The sequence below is a fragment of the Yoonia ponticola genome (genome assembly GCF_014199395.1).
Taxonomy (GTDB): domain Bacteria; phylum Pseudomonadota; class Alphaproteobacteria; order Rhodobacterales; family Rhodobacteraceae; genus Yoonia; species Yoonia ponticola.
This window is the reverse complement of the sequence record NZ_JACIJM010000020.1, coordinates 1-17,551: the sequence shown is the minus strand read 5'-3', so window position 1 is coordinate 17,551 and position 17,551 is coordinate 1. Positions and strand designations below refer to the sequence as shown.

Annotated in this window: 16 protein-coding genes and 1 pseudogene; 13 read left to right on the top strand and 4 right to left on the bottom strand. The window is 53.8% G+C overall.

Features of this window, described 5'->3' with window-relative positions; genetic code table 11:
* Positions 1-456: 456 nt before the first annotated feature.
* Entirely contained in the window at positions 457-1,119 is a 663-nt protein-coding gene (locus FHS72_RS18165) for a TetR/AcrR family transcriptional regulator (protein WP_221235482.1), read from the bottom strand.
* Between the two features lie 152 nt (positions 1,120-1,271).
* Here FHS72_RS18165 and FHS72_RS18160 point away from each other — a divergent pair, with 152 nt between their 5' ends.
* The 9 genes from FHS72_RS18160 to FHS72_RS18120 all read left to right on the top strand — a co-directional run bounded on the left by FHS72_RS18160 (position 1,272) and on the right by FHS72_RS18120 (position 10,061).
* Positions 1,272-2,132 carry an FAD binding domain-containing protein gene (locus FHS72_RS18160; protein WP_183531160.1) on the top strand — a complete coding sequence of 287 codons (861 nt, stop codon included), beginning with the start codon at positions 1,272-1,274 and terminating at the stop codon, positions 2,130-2,132.
* Positions 2,129-2,617: a (2Fe-2S)-binding protein gene (locus FHS72_RS18155; protein ID WP_183531159.1), complete on the top strand. Its 489-nt coding sequence runs from the start codon at positions 2,129-2,131 to the stop codon at positions 2,615-2,617. Before FHS72_RS18160 ends, FHS72_RS18155 begins: the two co-directional genes overlap by 4 nt.
* Positions 2,614-4,968: a xanthine dehydrogenase family protein molybdopterin-binding subunit gene (locus FHS72_RS18150; protein ID WP_183531158.1), complete on the top strand. Its 2,355-nt coding sequence runs from the start codon at positions 2,614-2,616 to the stop codon at positions 4,966-4,968. Before FHS72_RS18155 ends, FHS72_RS18150 begins: the two co-directional genes overlap by 4 nt.
* Before the next feature lie 26 nt (positions 4,969-4,994).
* Positions 4,995-5,456, top strand: a complete 462-nt coding sequence (locus FHS72_RS18145; protein WP_183531157.1) for an SRPBCC family protein — start codon at positions 4,995-4,997, stop codon at positions 5,454-5,456.
* Positions 5,457-5,514: 58 nt separating this feature from the next.
* The gene (locus tag FHS72_RS18140; protein WP_183531156.1) at positions 5,515-6,588 is read left to right on the top strand and encodes a C4-dicarboxylate TRAP transporter substrate-binding protein; all 1,074 of its coding nucleotides are present in this window, start codon (positions 5,515-5,517) and stop codon (positions 6,586-6,588) included.
* Positions 6,589-6,631: 43 nt separating this feature from the next.
* Positions 6,632-7,186, top strand: a complete 555-nt coding sequence (locus FHS72_RS18135; RefSeq protein ID WP_183531155.1) for a TRAP transporter small permease subunit — start codon at positions 6,632-6,634, stop codon at positions 7,184-7,186.
* Positions 7,179-8,501 (top strand): TRAP transporter large permease, encoded by a 1,323-nt coding sequence (locus FHS72_RS18130; RefSeq protein WP_183531154.1) that lies wholly within the window; start codon positions 7,179-7,181, stop codon positions 8,499-8,501. The genes FHS72_RS18135 and FHS72_RS18130 overlap by 8 nt, the downstream gene beginning before the upstream one ends.
* An 82-nt stretch (positions 8,502-8,583) precedes the next feature.
* Positions 8,584-9,504 (top strand): XdhC family protein, encoded by a 921-nt coding sequence (locus FHS72_RS18125; protein WP_183531153.1) that lies wholly within the window; start codon positions 8,584-8,586, stop codon positions 9,502-9,504.
* Entirely contained in the window at positions 9,501-10,061 is a 561-nt protein-coding gene (locus tag FHS72_RS18120) for an NTP transferase domain-containing protein (RefSeq protein ID WP_183531152.1), read from the top strand. Before FHS72_RS18125 ends, FHS72_RS18120 begins: the two co-directional genes overlap by 4 nt.
* 113 nt (positions 10,062-10,174) lie before the next feature.
* Here the strand turns inward: FHS72_RS18120 and FHS72_RS18115 are convergent, their stop codons facing one another.
* Both FHS72_RS18115 and FHS72_RS18110 read right to left on the bottom strand, forming a co-directional pair.
* Complete coding sequence (locus FHS72_RS18115) at positions 10,175-10,915, bottom strand: alpha/beta hydrolase (protein ID WP_183531151.1); 741 nt, start codon at positions 10,913-10,915, stop codon at positions 10,175-10,177.
* Positions 10,916-11,002: 87 nt separating this feature from the next.
* Positions 11,003-11,914 (bottom strand): LysR family transcriptional regulator, encoded by a 912-nt coding sequence (locus FHS72_RS18110; RefSeq protein WP_183531150.1) that lies wholly within the window; start codon positions 11,912-11,914, stop codon positions 11,003-11,005.
* Positions 11,915-12,055: 141 nt separating this feature from the next.
* Here FHS72_RS18110 and FHS72_RS18105 point away from each other — a divergent pair, with 141 nt between their 5' ends.
* The 4 genes from FHS72_RS18105 (at position 12,056) to FHS72_RS18090 (ending at position 16,792) form a co-directional block, all read left to right on the top strand.
* Positions 12,056-12,568 (top strand): TRAP transporter small permease subunit, encoded by a 513-nt coding sequence (locus FHS72_RS18105; RefSeq protein ID WP_183531149.1) that lies wholly within the window; start codon positions 12,056-12,058, stop codon positions 12,566-12,568.
* Positions 12,565-13,875: a TRAP transporter large permease gene (locus FHS72_RS18100; protein WP_183531148.1), complete on the top strand. Its 1,311-nt coding sequence runs from the start codon at positions 12,565-12,567 to the stop codon at positions 13,873-13,875. Before FHS72_RS18105 ends, FHS72_RS18100 begins: the two co-directional genes overlap by 4 nt.
* A gap of 26 nt (positions 13,876-13,901) precedes the next feature.
* Positions 13,902-15,023 carry a C4-dicarboxylate TRAP transporter substrate-binding protein gene (locus tag FHS72_RS18095; protein WP_183531147.1) on the top strand — a complete coding sequence of 374 codons (1,122 nt, stop codon included), beginning with the start codon at positions 13,902-13,904 and terminating at the stop codon, positions 15,021-15,023.
* Positions 15,024-15,088: 65 nt separating this feature from the next.
* Positions 15,089-16,792, top strand: coding sequence for an alpha/beta fold hydrolase (locus FHS72_RS18090; protein ID WP_221235481.1), 1,704 nt, complete (start codon positions 15,089-15,091; stop codon positions 16,790-16,792).
* 272 nt (positions 16,793-17,064) lie between these two features.
* Here FHS72_RS18090 and FHS72_RS18085 read toward each other — a convergent pair.
* Positions 17,065-17,364: pseudogene (locus tag FHS72_RS18085) on the bottom strand (hypothetical protein); the annotation flags it as partial.
* Positions 17,365-17,551: the final 187 nt, after the last annotated feature.

Sequence of the window (17,551 nt, the reverse complement as noted above, 5' to 3'; positions counted from 1 at the left end):
TGGGCTCTTCCAGCACTTTCGCCGCGCAGATCATGAAAGGCCGATCTGGGACACATCGCCTTTCGCTGCACCGCGCATGAACTGGTAACATGCGGACAAAACCGACATTGGTCTTTCTGACCTTGCTGGCGCAGCATTCCTTCGCGAGTGCAGCGGCGATCTTTTGGCAGTGCAGCGGATTTCACCGAACCAGCCATTCAGGTTGGGCATTAAACGACAATTTCAAACCGACCTTTCGCTGCGTGCTGGCTCAACAATCGGGTCGCAGGACAAAACCGACCTTGCCTCTCTAAAGGCCAATGGCCGCTTTCGTCTGGAAGCAATTGCAGCGAAAAATAGCATGCTGGCGCGAGTAGATTGTTAAATCAAACAAAGGAAAATGAACGAGGCAGGCGTTTAGGAAACTATGGGTACTCACGATGCCCAAATATGCCAAACTGAAATGTCAGCAGCGATCTATTGTGATTGCGTGCGGTGGATTTTTCCTACCCCATTAAAGAAGGTACTCACTGTATTGGTAACTGCCAGTTCAACATCGATTTCGAGCGGGGCACCATAAACGAATTTACGAATTGCGATGTAAAATACCGCTCCGTGCAACCCCCAAAACAACTCGAGTTCCTCTTCGCTTAGAGGGTCAAGGTCGGAGATTGTACAAAAATCTTGACGTAATTCCAGTGCCGCAGGACGAATGATTTTGGTGCGAATGATGTCAAGATACCGCTCAGTCAGGCCATAGGATTTTAGTCCTGAAGAGACAAAAATTCTGACCCAGTCATAATCGAAAACACGGTCAGCATATGCGAGATAAAACTGCGTCATACGGTCTTGCAGGCTTAAACTGCGGTCCAGTATCAAAAGCTCCCATTCTGGGTTCCATCGTTTGACATATATTTGATCGTAAACCCTTTCGATCAAAGCATCTTTACTCTCAAAATGTTTATAGATCACGGCGTGTGAGACGCCCATCCGCTTTGCCAGTTCGCGGGTCTTGCCTTCAAACCCGCATTCAGCAAAAAACCGGACCGCCTCTGAGACAATCAGTTTTTCACGGTCTGCGCTACGCATGTTTTTACGTCGCGGGATGTCGTCACTTTTACTGCTGTCGGTCAATATCATCTGTCTCTCGCCTGAAGTCCTAAAAGCGTAACCTGAATTGCGCTCATTACCAAGTGGTCACTTTTTTCTTGACGGACGATATGTCGCGCGCCTATCAAAAGTGACCGCTTGGTTACAAATTTAAGCAAGCGGTGACCTGGGAGGGGAACAGCGTGAAGTCACCGGCGTTTGAATACATGCGAGCTGAAAGCATCGCGGCCGCAATGACCGCTTATGCGGAGGCTGACGGTGATGCGGTCTATTTGTCGGGAGGGCACAGCGTTGTGCCGTCCTTGGCGTTACGCTTGCAAGCGCCGGCCTTAATGGTCGACCTTTCCGAGATCCCGACACTTTCAGGTATTTCTCTCGAAGGCGAATGGCTTCGCATTGGGGCAATGACGCGCCACGTTCAGGCAATCACCGATCCTCTCATTAACAAATACGCACCGCTTTTCAGTGCCGCGGCCCCATATGTCGCCCACCCCGCGATCCGCAACCGTGGCACCTTGGGAGGGAGTCTGGCCCATGCCGACCCCGCGTCGGAGTTTCCTGCTGTTGCTGTGGCTATTAGAACCGAGCTTGAGATCGCGTCACCCACTGGTATTCGCCGCGTGCCAGCGGATGAGTTCTTTCTTGATATTTATGAAACTGCGATTGCGCCTGGGGAAATTTTACAAGCAATTTATATCCCCGTGCCCGTCGCAGGACAGGTCATTGGATTTGATGAAATTGCGCGACGGCGCGGCGATTATGCGATGGTTGGTGCAGCAGTTCAGGCCGTGATGACTGACAGTATCGTCACTGATATGAGTATTTCGTTGTTCTCGGTTGGTGATCGTCCGACGCGTGCGGCATCTGCCGAGGTGGCATTGCAAGGGCGTGTGATTGACAATGCGTCAATTGCTGACGCGCAAGCCGCCTTATCCGACGATCTTTCACCCACAGATGATCCGCAGTTTCCTGCCCATATGCGTGTGCTTTTAGCCCGCGTTCTACTGGGGCGCGTTTTGTCAAATCTGAAGGTAGTTGCATGAAAACCGAGATTACTTTGACGATAAATGGTGAGGCCGTGCAAGAAGCCGTGACACCCCGCACAAGCCTTGCGGACCTACTACGTGACAACTTGCGCCTAACCGGAACCCATTTGGGCTGCGAAATGGGATCGTGTGGTGCGTGTCTTGTGATGCTGGATGGCGCGCCGGTTCACGCCTGTTTGGTGCTGGCGGTGCAAGCGTCTGGGCACACCGTCAAGACGGTTGAAGGGCTAAATGAAAGCGGCGAAATTGCGGATCTTCAGCAGAATTTTTACGAACGTAACGCCTTGCAATGCGGGTTTTGCACAAGCGGCATGATGATGTCTGCCCAAGCGCTTTTGGCCGCGAACCCTGGGCCGACACGCGATGAAATTCGTGACGCATTGTCAGGAAATTATTGTCGCTGCACGGGGTACGAAGCGATCATAGATGCGATTTCTGCAACTGCCGCGCAGCGTATGACAAATGCGGGGGAAGCCCAATGACATCCGAAAAAGCGCATATCGGTCAATCATATCGCCGCGAGAGCGCATTGCGCCACCTCTCTGGCCGCGGTCAGTTTGTAACTGATTTGGCGCTTCCGCGTATGTTGCATGCCGCGTTTGTGCGCAGCCCGATGGCCAGAGGGAAGATTGTGGAATTGGGCGTTGACGATGCCGCAGGATCACCGGGCGTCGTGCGTGTGTTTACGGCCGAAACGCTAAACGGAAAATGCGAGCCTTGGATTGGGACATTAGACCACTTCGCAAACATGCAAAGTAGCACACAAAATATGTTGGCCGATGGCGAAGTGTTATGGGTTGGCCATCCTGTCGTTATGATTGTCGCACATAGTCGCGCAGAGGCGGAAGACGCCTGCGAGTTGGTCATGATGGACATAGAGGATGACATGGCGGTCGTTGACGGCAACGCCGCTTTGATGGCGGATTCGCCGTTGGCATCAAGCGGCATCAGCAGCAATATGTGCTTCCAAACGGTGCTGGAAACGCCCGACCTGGAGAGTGCGTTTGCGCAGGCCGCTCATGTCGTTGAAGGTAATTTCAACTTTGGTCGCCACACCGCTGTCACGCTGGAACCGCGCGCAATCATTGCGGATTTTGATCGCTCCACGGGCCAGCTCAACGTGCACCACGGCACCCAGACGCCCTATCAGTTCCAAGACGTTTACGCGCGTCATTTTGGATTGTCCGAAGGCAAAGTGCGGGTGATTGCACCCGATGTTGGCGGGTCTTTTGGCATGAAGTTGCACGTCTATAACGAGGAAATGGCAACAGTCGCAGCCAGCCTGACCATAGGTCGCCCTGTACGGTTTGTAGCCGATCGACTGGAAAGCTTTGTGTCGGATATTCATGCGCGCGATCACCGCGTTTCTGCGCGCATGGCATTGGACGCGGACGGCACAATTGTCGCGATGGATGTCGATGACATGACGCAGATCGGCGCATTTTCGACCTATCCCCGCACCAGTGTTGCGGAAGGGAACCAAGTCATTCGCCTTATGGGCGCCCCATACCGGATGCCCGATTACCGTGGGCGGTTGTCGGTTGTATTCCAGAACAAAGTGCAAACCAGCCAATACCGTGCTGTTGGCCATCCGATTGCCTGTGCGGTGACCGAAGCATTGGTTGAATACGCTGCCGAGAAGCTGGAGCTAGATCCGTTCGAGATCAGGCAGCGCAACCTGATAGCCGATGATGCCTATCCGCATACATCAGCAACGGGATATCAATTTGAGAAGCTGTCACATCAGGCGAGTTTAGAGAAATTGCGCGCATTAATGCGGTATGATACGTTGCGGGACGAGCAAGCCACACTGCGCAAGCAAGGCGTTTACCGCGGCATTGGCATCGCGACCTTTGTGGAAATTACCAATCCGGGAGCGACCTTTTACGGGGTCGGTGGCGCGCGTATCTCAGCGCAAGACGGTGCGGTTGTGCGGCTGACGCCTGCAGGAGATGTGCATTGCGCAATCTCGGTTACCGAGCAAGGTCAGGGCACAGAAACGATCATCGCGCAGGTGGTTGCAGATCAGTTGGGCGTGACGCCCGACAAGGTAAAAGTTGTCACAGGCGACACCGATACAACGCCCAGTGGCGGCGCGACATGGGCCTGCCGTGGCGCGGGCATTGGTGGAGAAACAGCGCTGCGTGCGGGACGCAAATTGCAGGCACAGATACTGACCTTGGCAGGGGAAATCCTGCAGGCTGACCCAACCCACCTGAAATTAGCAAACGGTGCAGTTGTCGACGCCACGACAGGCAATGAACGGATCACCTTGGCTGAAATCGGGCGCATTGCGACCTACCGACCTGATACCCTTCCCAACGGGTGTGACAATTCCTTGACCGCGGCCCAGCACTTTGCGCCTTCGGGCTATCCGTTTGATTTCACAAACGGTGTACAAGCGAGCTATGTCGAGGTTGACATTGAAACCGGAATTACCCGTTTGCTAAAACACTGGGTGGTTGAGGATTGCGGGCGCATCATAAACCCGCTTTTGGTTGATGAACAGATACGTGGCGGCGTCGTTCAGGGGTTGGGTCCAGCCTTTTTTGAGGAATGCCTTTATGACGACATCGGCCAGATGACCAACGCCACATTGGCTGAGTATCTGGTGCCGATGGCAGGCGAGATGCCTGATATTGAAATTGCCCATATCGAGACGCCAACGCTGGATACGATCCTTGGTGCCAAGGGTGTTGGCGAAGCTGGAACAGCAGCGGCAGGGGCCGCCGCGATGAACGCCGTGAATGACGCATTGCGCCCACTGGGTGCGCGCATATCCCAAACGCCAATGACGCCGCTTCGCATTCTCAAGGCCCTTGGCCATGTGTGATTGCGGCCAACGAAAGGATAATTCCGATGGAACTTGAAGGAAGCCAAAATCTTGTGGCCACGCCTGATGCGGTATGGGTGGCATTGTTTGATCGCGATATACTGGAGCAAGCGATTCCGGGGTGCGAGAGCCTCACGCAGAACAGTGAAACCAGTTTTTCTGCCGTTGTTAAGTTAAAAATCGGCCCTGTGTCTGCGCGGTTTAAGGGTGACGTGGAGCTAAGTGATATTGTACCTGGCCATTCGTGCACGCTTTCGGGGAAAGGCTCTGGCGGGATCGCGGGTTTTGCCAAAGGGGCGGCACGTGTGACGTTGACGCCCGAGGGGGGAATCACCGTCCTTGACTACAAAGCTGACGTCGCGGTTGGGGGGAAACTTGCCGCGCTTGGGAACCGCTTGATCAAGTCCACGGCACAAAAACTGACGAGCGAGTTTTTTACCAATTTCAAAACCGCTTTGACTGGCGAGACGGAGGAACCGGCAGCCTAATCGTCTAAAACGACCAATACTGACCGCGCAGGACGCGGGATTTCTAAGGGAGGATACCATGAAACCATCACGCAGAGCCTTTTTGGCTACGTCATCGGCAGCACTTGCAACGCCGTTCCTGAACACCCGTCTGCTTGCGGCAGAAACGATCAACATTCAGATTGGATCTAGCCATCCAACAAACAATATCTGGGTTTATGCGATGCAAAATGCACTGCAACCCTCGCTTGAGAAGTTGTTGTCAGATGCTGGTGGCAACTATTCCGTGAACTGGACCGAAAACTACGGCGGAACGCTTTATAAATTTAACGACACGCGCGCAGCCGTCCGCGATGGGATCGTCGATATCGGTATGGTTGGGACCGTCTGGGAAGGCTCCGCGATGCCGTTGCAGAACGTAACTTATTTCACGCCATTTGCGAACTCCGACCACAATGTCGTGATCGATATCTTTGACAAACTGACCGACGATTTGCCTGAACTGCGCGCAGGCTGGACCGATCAAAACATGGTTCACCTGTCGTCTTTGGTGACCGACAGCTATGATATCTATTCAAACTTCCCGATCACATCGGTCGATGATGTGAAAAATCGTCGTTTGAACGCGCCAGGCACGTCAGCAAACTGGCTGCTTGATACGGGTGCGACACCCGTTGATGGGGCATTGACGACCTATTACACCGACATTCAAACGGGTGTGTCCGAAGGCACGCTTTCATTTGCGAGCGGTATTCAGCCAACTCGTGTTTATGAAGTCGCACCGCATCTTTCGCGTGTTGGATTTGGGTCGATGTATTTTGGCGGGATTGCAGTCAACAAGACGTTCTATGACCGGCTTCCTGCCGCAGTTCAAACGGCCCTACGTGAAGCGGGCCGCATCACATCGCGCAGCCACGGCGACTATGTGACCGAGCGTTCAACCACTGCCATGACAGAAATGGTCGCGGCAGGGCTTCAGGTGACCGAAATGGCACAGGTCGAGCGTGAAAAGTGGGCCGCGACACTGCCCAATGTCGCCAAACCTTGGCTAGACGCGAACGGTCCAGCCGCCGCGACTGTTCTCAAGGCCTACTTTGGCGAATTGAAAGCGCGCAGCATTACACCTGCACGTGATTGGTCCGCTGAAATCTAACGCCTGAACCCACATCGTTTCACGCCTTCAAATTGGAAATGACATGCATCACGACAGTGCTATTACCCATAGTTTTGGGCCGTTACGACGGGGCTTTCAAGCCGTGTTAAGCGCCATTGCCGCAGTTGGAACGATATGGATTTTCGCCATCATGCTCTTGATTGTGGCCGACGTTGTCGGCCGCAATTTTCTGGCCTCACCGATTACTGGTGTCGCTGAAATTGCTGGACGCAGTGTCGTGGCAATTGTCTTCTTGATGTTACCCGCCGCCGCACTGAATGGATCTCTGATCCGCGCTGATTTTCTATTGCGCGTCCTGCGGAAGTATTCGCGCCGCGCCGTGCACCTTTTGGATGCACTGTTCGCACTGATTGCGACCGTGTTGTTTGCGCTTGTGGCAATCGCCGCTTGGCCGGACACCTTTGAGGCATGGGCTTCATCCGAGTTTTTCGGCGTGCGTGGGGTCTGGACCTTACCGACGCTGCCATTCCACTTATTAGTGTTGCTTGGATCGGCTGCGACCAGCCTTGCGTTCGCCACCGTTGCAATCGAAAGCGCCGTTCTCGCAAAATCTGAAAAGAGTTCAAAAGATGAGTAGCATTACGATCGGCCTGATCCTTATCGGTGTCTTGTTTGCATTGGTCCTGATGGGCATGCGCATAGCCGTCGCCCTCATGGCCGTAGCATTTGTGGGGGTCTGGATCATTCGCGGCAACTTCGATTTATCGATGCGCTTAATGTCGATTGCGACCTATAACGGCGTGGCAAATTACCTTTTTGCAACCATCCCTCTCTTTGTCTTGATGGGGCACTTGGTCAGCATTTCAAACGTTGGAAAAGATACATTCGACGTGGCCGAAGCCTTGTTGCGCCGCCTATTGGGCGGATTGGGCATTGCCACCGTTGCGGCGAATACCGTGTTTGCGGCGGTCACTGGCGTGTCGATCGCGTCGGCAGCCGTATTTACCAAAGTGGCCGTTCCCGAGATGACGCGGCATGGATACCGCCCGTCGTTTTCGGCAGGAACCGTGGCAGGCAGTTCAGTGCTGGGGATGCTTATTCCGCCAAGCTTGTTGTTGATTATCTACGGTGTTCTGGCTGAGCAATCTATCGGGCGAATGTTTATCGCGGGCCTCGTTCCCGGAGCATTGCTCGCGGCTGGGTTCGTCATTTGGATTATGCTCGTGGCCAAATTCGCACCGCGCTTAGTGTTCACTCAAGACTACCTCGACCAAAAGAACGAAGAGCATGAGCTGCCTCCAGCGATGCCCGTGTCTGAAATTCTGCGAAAACTGTCGCCGATTGTCGTCTTGGTCTTATTTGTTTTGGGCGGGCTTTATAGTGGCTTCTTTACCCCGACCGAAGCAGGTGGCGTTGGTGCCTTTGCTGCACTGGTTGTTGCTTTGTTGCGGCGCAGTCTGGACCTGCGAAAATGGTGGCAGGTGCTGACGGAAACTGGCACGATCTCGGTTGGCATTCTCACGCTGCTTGTCGCGGCAAGTTTCTATAGTCAGATGCTGGCTGTCGCAGGGATCCCTTCGGCGATCGGTGGCTTTGTGCAAAACAGCGGGTTCGGTCCGGTCGGTTTTTTGGTCGTCTACGTCATCTTGGTTTTGTTGCTTGGCATGATCCTGGATAGTAGCTCGATCTTGCTGATTGTTGTTCCAATTGCGGCGCCGATTGCCCAAGGTCTTGGCTTTGACTTGATCCAGTTTGGGATCATTACCGTCATCGCTGTCGAGGTCGGTCTTTTGACACCGCCTTTCGGAATTTCGATATTCACTGTGCATTCGACCCTTGGTGCTGAGAACACCTCGCTTGAATCAATCTTTGTCGGTGCATTTCCTTATGTCATGGTGATGTTGATTGTCCTCATCCTTGTCGCCGTATTCCCGGGACTTGTAATCGGGTAATTGACGATGCATTCAAATTTGCAATTTTCGGCATGCGGCAAATGACATCGATTCATCGCTGTTGCACAAGCAGGTTTCACTTATGAAAGACATCAACGTCATTCGCGCAGTTTTACGCCGCCCGCAGGGGGCTGTGCTTGCGGTTATTGTTGCTGTCGATGGCCCGTCCTATAGGCTGGTTGGTGCTATGATGGCGATCTTCGGTGAACATGATCATGTGGGGTCACTGTCGTCAGGCTGCGTCGAAGCCGATTTGGCACTGAATGCACAAACCGCCCTAACCCAAGGCAAACCACTCATTGTGCGCTACGGAAGCGGATCGCCGTTTATGGATATACAATTACCTTGTGGTGGTGCGCTGGACATTCTTTTACTGCCAAAACCGGATCTAGAGGTGCTGGCGCAATTGGATTTGCTTGAACAACAGCGCAGCAGATGCGTGTTGGACATTGATACACAAAGCGGAGCCATGGGACTGCGCGAGCGCGGCCATATCGAGCCGTCATCCACAAGAATTAGCGTGGAGGTTGTTCCCGAAATTTGTTTTTTCGCCTTTGGGAAAGGACCCGAGGTGAATACGTTTGTCTCTCTGGTCATCGCGGCAGGATATCCGGCGGTCCTATTGTCACCAGATGATGAGACCATAGCCATTGCCGCCCAACAAGGGTGCACGACTAAGCGGCTTGCCACTAAGGCATTCCCTGATGACCTGGCTATTGATGACCGTTCGGCAATAATCCTGTTTTTTCACGACCATGATTGGGAACCCGAAATACTATCTGGCTCGTTGAAAACACCTGCGTTCTATATTGGCGCACAAGGAAGTTTTCATGCGCGTGAAACCCGCCTCACAGCGATGAGAGAAATGGGGGTCTCAGATGATCAACTTCAGAGATTGCACGGACCAATTGGATTGATCCCATCGGTGAAAGATCCCGCAACGCTCGCAATATCGGTTTTGGCTGAGATCGTGGGTAAAGCAATGTCGGATACATTCGCGTGAAAACCGCCGCCATTCTTCTTGCAGCGGGTACGTCAAAACGCTTTGGAACCTCAAACAAGCTTATGGGGATGTTTCGAGGGCGCCCATTGATTACACACGCCGCCGAAACTTTACGGGAATTTGCGCCTGACCAATTAATCGCAGTCGTTTCCAATTTGGATATGGCATCCGAGCTGGACGGTTTCACATGCATCCCTGTCAACGGTGTTTTTGCGGCACAATCTGCCAGCTTACGAATTGGGGTAGAATTTGCGAGACTTGCCGGGGCTGATCGGGTCATCATTGCCTTAGCGGACATGCCGTTTATCACGAAACCAATGCTGCGTGGTTTGTGTGTGAAGTGTACGGTAAATAACGGGTCGATTGCGACTGACGGTCATAAACGCTCACCGCCTGCGTGTTTTCCAAGAGAGTATTTTGAAACTTTGACAAATCTGCAAGGGGATCGCGGAGCAAGAAAACTACTATGGGAAATTCCTGACAACGCACTTGTCTCAGTGAATGAATGCGAACTTGCCGACGTCGACACTGTTGATGATCTAATTCGCCTTCAGTGAATGCACTGTGTGAATTTTTCGGACCACGTCAGCATCTTAGCCAAGCCGCAAACATGTCCGAATATGTGGGACCACTTCACTTTTGAAAAAATAGCAGCCAGCGAAAACTAGAGCTATTTTGCGGTCAGAAAACTTTTAAGCTCCCGTACAATCAAGTCCCGATCGTTATCCAGCGTAGCCACGTGATAGGAATTTTCGAGCCAGCAAAAGGTGATTGAGCGAGAGGCAACTGCGCCTTCAATCCGTTTGCCGTTCTCTGGGCTGACAACATGATCCGTGCGCGATTGCAGGATCAACAATGGCTTGTTTAGCAGTGGCAACATCTGCCCGGTTGCCGTCACCAAAACATACCGCTCTTGGGCAACGGAATTTGGTATGCGGTCATAGCAGGTCTCTTTGCCCCCGGAAAACTTAATGTCCGAACCGATGCCAGGATGATAATCCTCCGCGCAGCCATCGAAAAACGCCTTCATCTGCTGCGGAGAATAGAGGCCCGTGGACCCATTGATGGTGGCAACTCTATCGACCAGATCACCCCGCCGGATCGACAGATTCAACGCGATCGTCCCACCCAACGACAACCCTGCGACGCAAACGGTTTTGCACCGTGCGCTCAGCGCCTCCAGCGCGTCCTCTGCAGATCTCAACCAATCGCGAAAACCAGTTTGGGCAAAATCTTCTGGCGTTGTGCCATGCCCGGCAAGCAATGGGGCCATCACCGTGACGCCGGATAGCGCATGCAATTGATGACCCACATAGCGCACACTTTGCGGCGTGCTGGTGAAGCCGTGCAGCAACAAGACACCAGAACGGGATCCCTCAAGAAGAAAAGGCGCGGGGCTGTCGGTTTCCATACGGCTTTCAATCCTTATCGTTCGTCCGTTTGGTCCGAAATCAAGTTTTGCAGGCCGAAATACAAATAGAGATATACGATCAGCCGATCACGGTTGGCGATCAGCCACGCCTGCCTGTGTGGCATATTGCGCGCGAAACATACGCAACAGGGACGTATCTGCCGCGGCACTCCAGGCGATCGCAATCGAAAGCTCGGCATCAAGCTCCTCCAGCGGCATAATCCGTAGCGCCCGAGGCATCGCAGACTCTGCTGTGATCGGATGGAAAGTATATCCACGCCCGTCCGCTACGCGTTGCAGAATCACGTGAATATCCCATGCCTCGTCCTCGATGATCGGCGTGAAGCCCGTTTTGTCAAATGCATCGTCCAACAGCGTGCGATATGCCCGCCAATTTTCGCGAACACCCATGATAAACGGCGCAGAGCGCAGCGCGTCCAACGTCATTTCAGCAGAGTCATGTGGCGCGACCAACCCGATGGGCGAGGTCCAGACAACACGCTGCGAAATGACCGGATCACGCACAGTGTCATGCGCCATCAAAAAACCAAGATCAATGGCACCGGTCTTGATGTTGCGCATCATGTTGTCGGTCGACATGACTTGCATTTCCACTTGAACGCCCGGATAAAGCGCCTGAAATGTTTCAAGCCCATCTGACAACTGAGTGGCGGTGGCCAAGGCAGAATAGCCGATAATGATATGCCCCCTGTCGCCCAATACATTGCGCCTCGACCCGCGAATGGTGCGTTCAAACTGGGCCACGGTCTGACGCGCATCGTCTAGAAACCGCTTCCCGTTTTCGCTGATTTCAACGGTTTTGGTGCCTCGTACAAAGATATCAAACCCCATGTCTTCTTCGGTATCGCGCACGGTTTTCGAAATAGCTGGCTGGGCAATGTTGAGCATTTCTGCCGCGGCACGAAAGCCCCCCGCATCCGCAACAGCCAGCGCATAGCGCAAATGCCGGATCCCAAGGCTTGATGGTTTGTTCTGCATGAAATGCCCCTCTCTGGCGGAGACTGATAACGAAATGCGATCAACCGATCAAGCAATGGTATTTGCTTGTAGCTGCTCGGCAAGAAAAGAATGGAGCCGGAGGCATGCGCATGCAATTCGCGTGGCATGAAGGGAGGAAAGATGGAAACGGCATTTCGACGCTTGACGCAAACGCTGATGTATATAGGCGGCGCGGGTCTGCTTTTTATGATGCTGCATGTGACGCTGGATGTGGTGTTGAAGGTGGCGTTCAATGCCCCCATTCAGGGTACGGTCGAGATTTCATCCTATTACTACATGGTTGCTATCGTAATGCTCCCTATGGCGCTTGTCGAATTTGAGGATGATCAGATCAGCGTTGATCTACTGTTCAACCACTTCCCAGAGCGGCTACAAAAAGTTTGTTTGCTGCTGACCCTGATGGCGACAGCCGCCGTTCTAGCTGTGATCGCATGGCGCACAGGGCAGGACGCAATCCGCGCCTTTCGCGTTGGTGAGGTGGTGATGGGCAGCCGCGAGATTATCGTCTGGCCTGCCCGTTGCATGCTGCCCCTTGGTTTCACTCTGGCCGCAATAGCCGCTTTGCTGCGCGCAACCATGGTTTTGCAGGGAAAATCTGTAACGCGAAACAACAAAGACGAGGTCGCCGGATGAGTGCACTTATGATTGGCTGGGCCGGTGTCGCGGCCCTTTTCGCGCTGCTTTCGATCCGCACGCCGATTGGTGTGGCGCTGATGATTGTCTCAATCATTGGCATTACCGTTATGACAAATCTGACGGCAGCTTTTGGTATTATCAGCGCGCTGCCCTTCAGCTTTATCGGGGATTGGTCGCTGACGGCCATTCCGATGTTTCTCTTGATGGGTTTTATTGCGGCCAGTACCGGCCTGACGGCGGGCGCTTTTGATCTGTTGCGGATGCTGTTGGCGCGGGTTCCAGGAGGGTTGGCCTCGGCCAGTGTCGGCGCATGCGGTCTTTTTGCTGCTGCCTCGGGGTCGAGCATTGCCACAACCGCTGCCATGTCGCGCATCGCAGTGCCCGAAATGCTGCGGGCCAACTACCACCCCTCACTGGCGACCGGGGTGGTAGCCGCATCTGGCACATTGGGCTCACTCATTCCGCCGTCGATCCTAATGGTGCTTTACGGGATTTTTACTGAGCAATCTATAGGCCAGCTTTTCATTGCGGGGCTAATCCCCGGCGTGCTTTCCGCACTTGTCTATATCGGCATGATCACGGTGAGATGCGCACTGAAACCGTCGCTTGCGCCACCTGTTAAAAACCCCTTCTCGTGGCCGCAATTCTGGACACTTCTGCTATCTGTCTGGCCGTTCCCAGTCCTGATCTTTGGCGTATTGGGTGGCATATTTGGTGGCTTTTTCACACCAACCGAAGCAGGCAGCGTCGGTGCGTTTTTGGCCCTTTCCATTGCCGCGTTCCGCCGCAGCCTGACGCGCCAAGCCCTGGGCACGGCCATCCGCCAAACAGTGATCGCCACATCGTCGATCTTCTTTCTCTCGATCGGTGCCATCATGTTCACACGTTTCATGGGCCTGTCGGGCGTGCCGCGTGCGTTGGCTGACGGCATGCTTGCAGTGTCGGACAACCAGATCATTATCATCGTGATGATCGCGGTGCTGTTTGTCATCCTTGGCATGGTGATCGATTCAATCGGCCTGATGCTGCTGACCCTGCCCGTCCTGCTGCCGGTACTGGAAGCGGCGGATGTAAATCTGATTTGGTTCGGCATCATCACCATCAAACTGCTGGAGATTGGACTGGTCACGCCACCCGTGGGCCTGAACCTTTATGTCCTGCACGGCGCGCTGGCCGGGCGGGTAAAGCTTAAGGACATCATTTCCGGCACCACATGGTTCATCGCCATGGATCTATTGACCCTGATCTTGCTGATCGCCTTTCCCGCGATCAGCCTGTTCCTGCCGTCATTCATGAACAACTGACAAAATTTCAATTAGAGGAGACGACCATGAAACTTTCGAATATCATATGCGCGACTTTGCTTGGGCTTACCGTTGCGGTGCCTGCGGCAGCCGAAGAATACAACGCAAACCATTTCTTCGCCGAACGGCATTCGATGGTGCGCGGCCCCTATGTGGACTTTGCCAAACGTGTGGCCGAACGCACCGATGGCGAGGTGACTTTCCGCGTGTTTTCCGCAGGCTCTTTGCTGCCGCCAGCCTCGTCCTTGCAGGGAGTCCGCGACGGTGTGGCGCAGGTCAGCTATCATGCTGGTACCTACACCCCGGCAGAGCTGCCGATTGCCAACCTGATCGGCAACATGGCGTTCTACAACACCGACCCGATGGTTATGGCCTTTGCATCGACCGAATTCGGTTTGACTAACCCCGCCGCCCTCGCAGAATGGGCTGAAAATGGCGTTGTGTTTGGCGGCGGCTATTCGACATCGCCATATTTCATGATGTGCAACACACCCGTTGAAACCCTTGCAGATGTTGAGGGCAAGCGGATGCGCATGGCCGGCGGCGCTTGGTCGCGCTTTGCCGAGTTTGTCGGCGCCGTTCCGGTTTCGATCCCGTCAAGCGAGATGTACACTGGACTGGACACAGGATCGCTGGATTGCGCGGTTGCGGCTGCGGATGCCCTCGACAGCTTTAGCCTTAAGGACGTTGTCACATCGATGAATACCCTTGCCATCGGCAACTATTACGCAGGGTTTGAGTGGGGCTATAACGTCGGATTTTGGCAGGGCCTGACCGCCGAACACCGCCGCGTTCTGTTCGATGAAATGGCCCATGAGTTGGCCCAGCACCGCGTCGCCTTTGACGCCGATGTGGCCACGGCTGTAGCCTCGGCCAAGGACGCCGGCATGACTGTTCTGGAACCTGACACCGCGTTACAGCAAGCGCTGGCCGATTTTGTTATCGCCGACGAAGCCGTGCTTATCGAAAACGCAACATCGCGCGGAGTAGAAAGCCCCGATCAAGTTCTGACAGCTTTCAAAGCAGTTATAGACCGATGGGACGCGCTGCTGAAAGATGTTGATCGCACCGACACTGAAGCACTGGCCGCGTTGGCGCGCAGTGAAATCTATGACCGGCTCGACGCGAGTACCTACGGCGTCAACTGATCGCCAAATCACTGAGGGGGCCATCGGCCCCCTTTTTTTAATATTTCGTAAGGGAGGGACAGAACGTGAAAACGAACTGGCGAATATTCGCTTTGGGTCTGGTGTTGCTATTTGTCGGATCAATCGCGGCTCACTTGGTGCAAACAACAAACGGTGTCACCATTAAGGACGTCCGCTATATCGGTGCCAATGGCAATCTGCAAAGCGGACTACTCTATATGCCTGAAGGCGTCACAGCCCAAGCAAAAGCGCCAGCCATCTTGGCGGTACACGGCTATATCAACACCCGTGAGGTCCAATCCGGCTTTGCCATTGAATATTCGCGTCGCGGCTATGTAGTTCTGTCCATCGACCAAACTGGTCATGGCTACTCCGAGGGGGCCGCATTTTCGGCCGGTTTCGGTGGACCCGCAGCTCTGCAATATCTGCGCAGTCTCGATATCGTTGATGTCGATAACATCGGCATGGAAGGCCACTCAATGGGCGGCTGGACGGTGTTGGCGGCGGCAGCCACCTATCCCGATGATTACAAATCTATCGTATTAGAAGGGTCAAGCGTCGGCGCGCCCTTTGCAGCCGAAGGCACCGCAGACTGGCCACGCAACGTGTCTGTGGTGTTTTCTGCATACGATGAATTTTCAAGCCTCATGTGGGGCGTGGACAAGGCCGATGATGTAGAACAAAGCCCAAAATTGATGGCGTTTTTCAGTTCTGAAACGCCCGTCGAAGAAGGCAAAATCTATGGCGACATAGCTGCGGGCAACGCGCGCATCCTGTGGCAGCCACCTGTGACACACCCCGGTGATCACCTGTCGCGAGCGGCTATCGGTCATTCGGTAAGCTGGTTTGCGCAAACGCTGGACGGTGCACGCCCGCTGCCTGCCGATAACCAAATCTGGTTTTACAAAGAGTTTGCCACGTTAATCGGCTTGGTAGGCTTCGTAGTGCTGATCCTGGGCACGTTGAACGGACTACTTTCGTTGCCCTGGCTGCGCGATCTGCAAGCGACACCGGTGGATGCGGCACATACGACACGTGATGCAAAGTGGTGGGGTATTTTTCTATTCAGCGCGCTGTTCCCTGTGGCGAATTATTATCCGCTTTTCAACCTCGCTGAAACCTTGTTTCCGGCCTCAGCATTGCTATCGCAGACTATCACGTCTCAAGTAGCGTTCTGGGCCGTTATAAATGGAGCCACCGCGGGACTTGTCGGGCTATTGATCCGCACGCAGCCAGTCGCCTTTCCAATCAACGTCGCCCGGTCGCTTGTGCTCGCGGGGGCTGCGGTTTTTGTGGCCTATCTCTCGACTGTGATTGTCGATTTCTTCCTTAAGGTTGATTTCCGCTTCTGGTTTGTCGGAGTCAAATTGCTGACGGCCGAACGGTTTATGACCGCGCTGGTCTACCTCGTACCCTTCACGATCTACTTCGTTCTGGCGATGCGCGCGCTGCATGGAGGCCTGTCTGTTGCAGGGCAAAGCCTGCGCGCGACCTACACCCTGAATGCGCTGGCGCTGATGGGAGGTTTTCTGGTGTTCTTGATTTTGCAATACGCCGCCCTCTTTTCCAACGGCATACTGCTGACACCTTCTGAGCCACTGAACACCATCGTCATGTTCCAGTTCGTGCCCCTGTTGCTAACCGCGGTTATCATCAGCACGTTCTTGTATCAAAGAACCTCAAGTTATCTGCCCGGTGCCTTCGTGAACGCGCTGCTGGTCACCTGGTTCGTGGTTGCAGGACAAGCGGCACAGTTCGCCGCAGGCTAGTAAAACAATGTCACCGCAGAAACTAAATCTGCGGTGACAACTGCTACTTTCTAAATACCTTCGGAAGGTCAAATTACGTTTCTAATCTTACTATTAGACCCTTGGAGAATGGAACCTTGTTGTACGAGAGGGCGCGAAATTTTAATTCGCAAGTACATCCAAAAATTGTTAAACCGTAATTCATCCTGCGAAGATGGCTAGGGCTGTAATAAAACGCACTTTTGTTAAAGGTTATTCCCCTTGTCTTGCTGAGACCGTTCATTACTGTGGGGTCATGCTGCGAGCTTGAACTGCATTTGGCCTCGGCTCGGTTCTTTTGAAGCCATTCTTGCATCGCAATGCATGCCATCGGACTTTGGGCGTGTTTTCGGCAGGTCGCCGTTGATGACGGCTGTTCTAACCTTGAGAAGGTAATGCGCCCCAGGCCGGCTCCAGCGCATGTTCTGCTTTTTTACGAAGCGTTTCGCAACAAGCGTGTTCACACTCGATTCCGCCAGCGACGTCGCGATACGTTTACCCGAGCGGCATCTGGCAGAGTAGTCTTTCATTCCTTCGCTGCAATTTGGTCGAATGACCGGTTTTCACGCCGCGTTGCGACAACAGAATTTTAGCATTTGCAGCAATTTCTACACTGCGAGCGCACGCAGCACGAAGTCAACAGGTCCGGTCTGGGCTCCAAGCATGCGTAATTGGGCTACCCTCTGTTCTGAGGTCGAGCTCCCGATAAGATCACAGGATGACTGTGAACAAGGGAAAAAG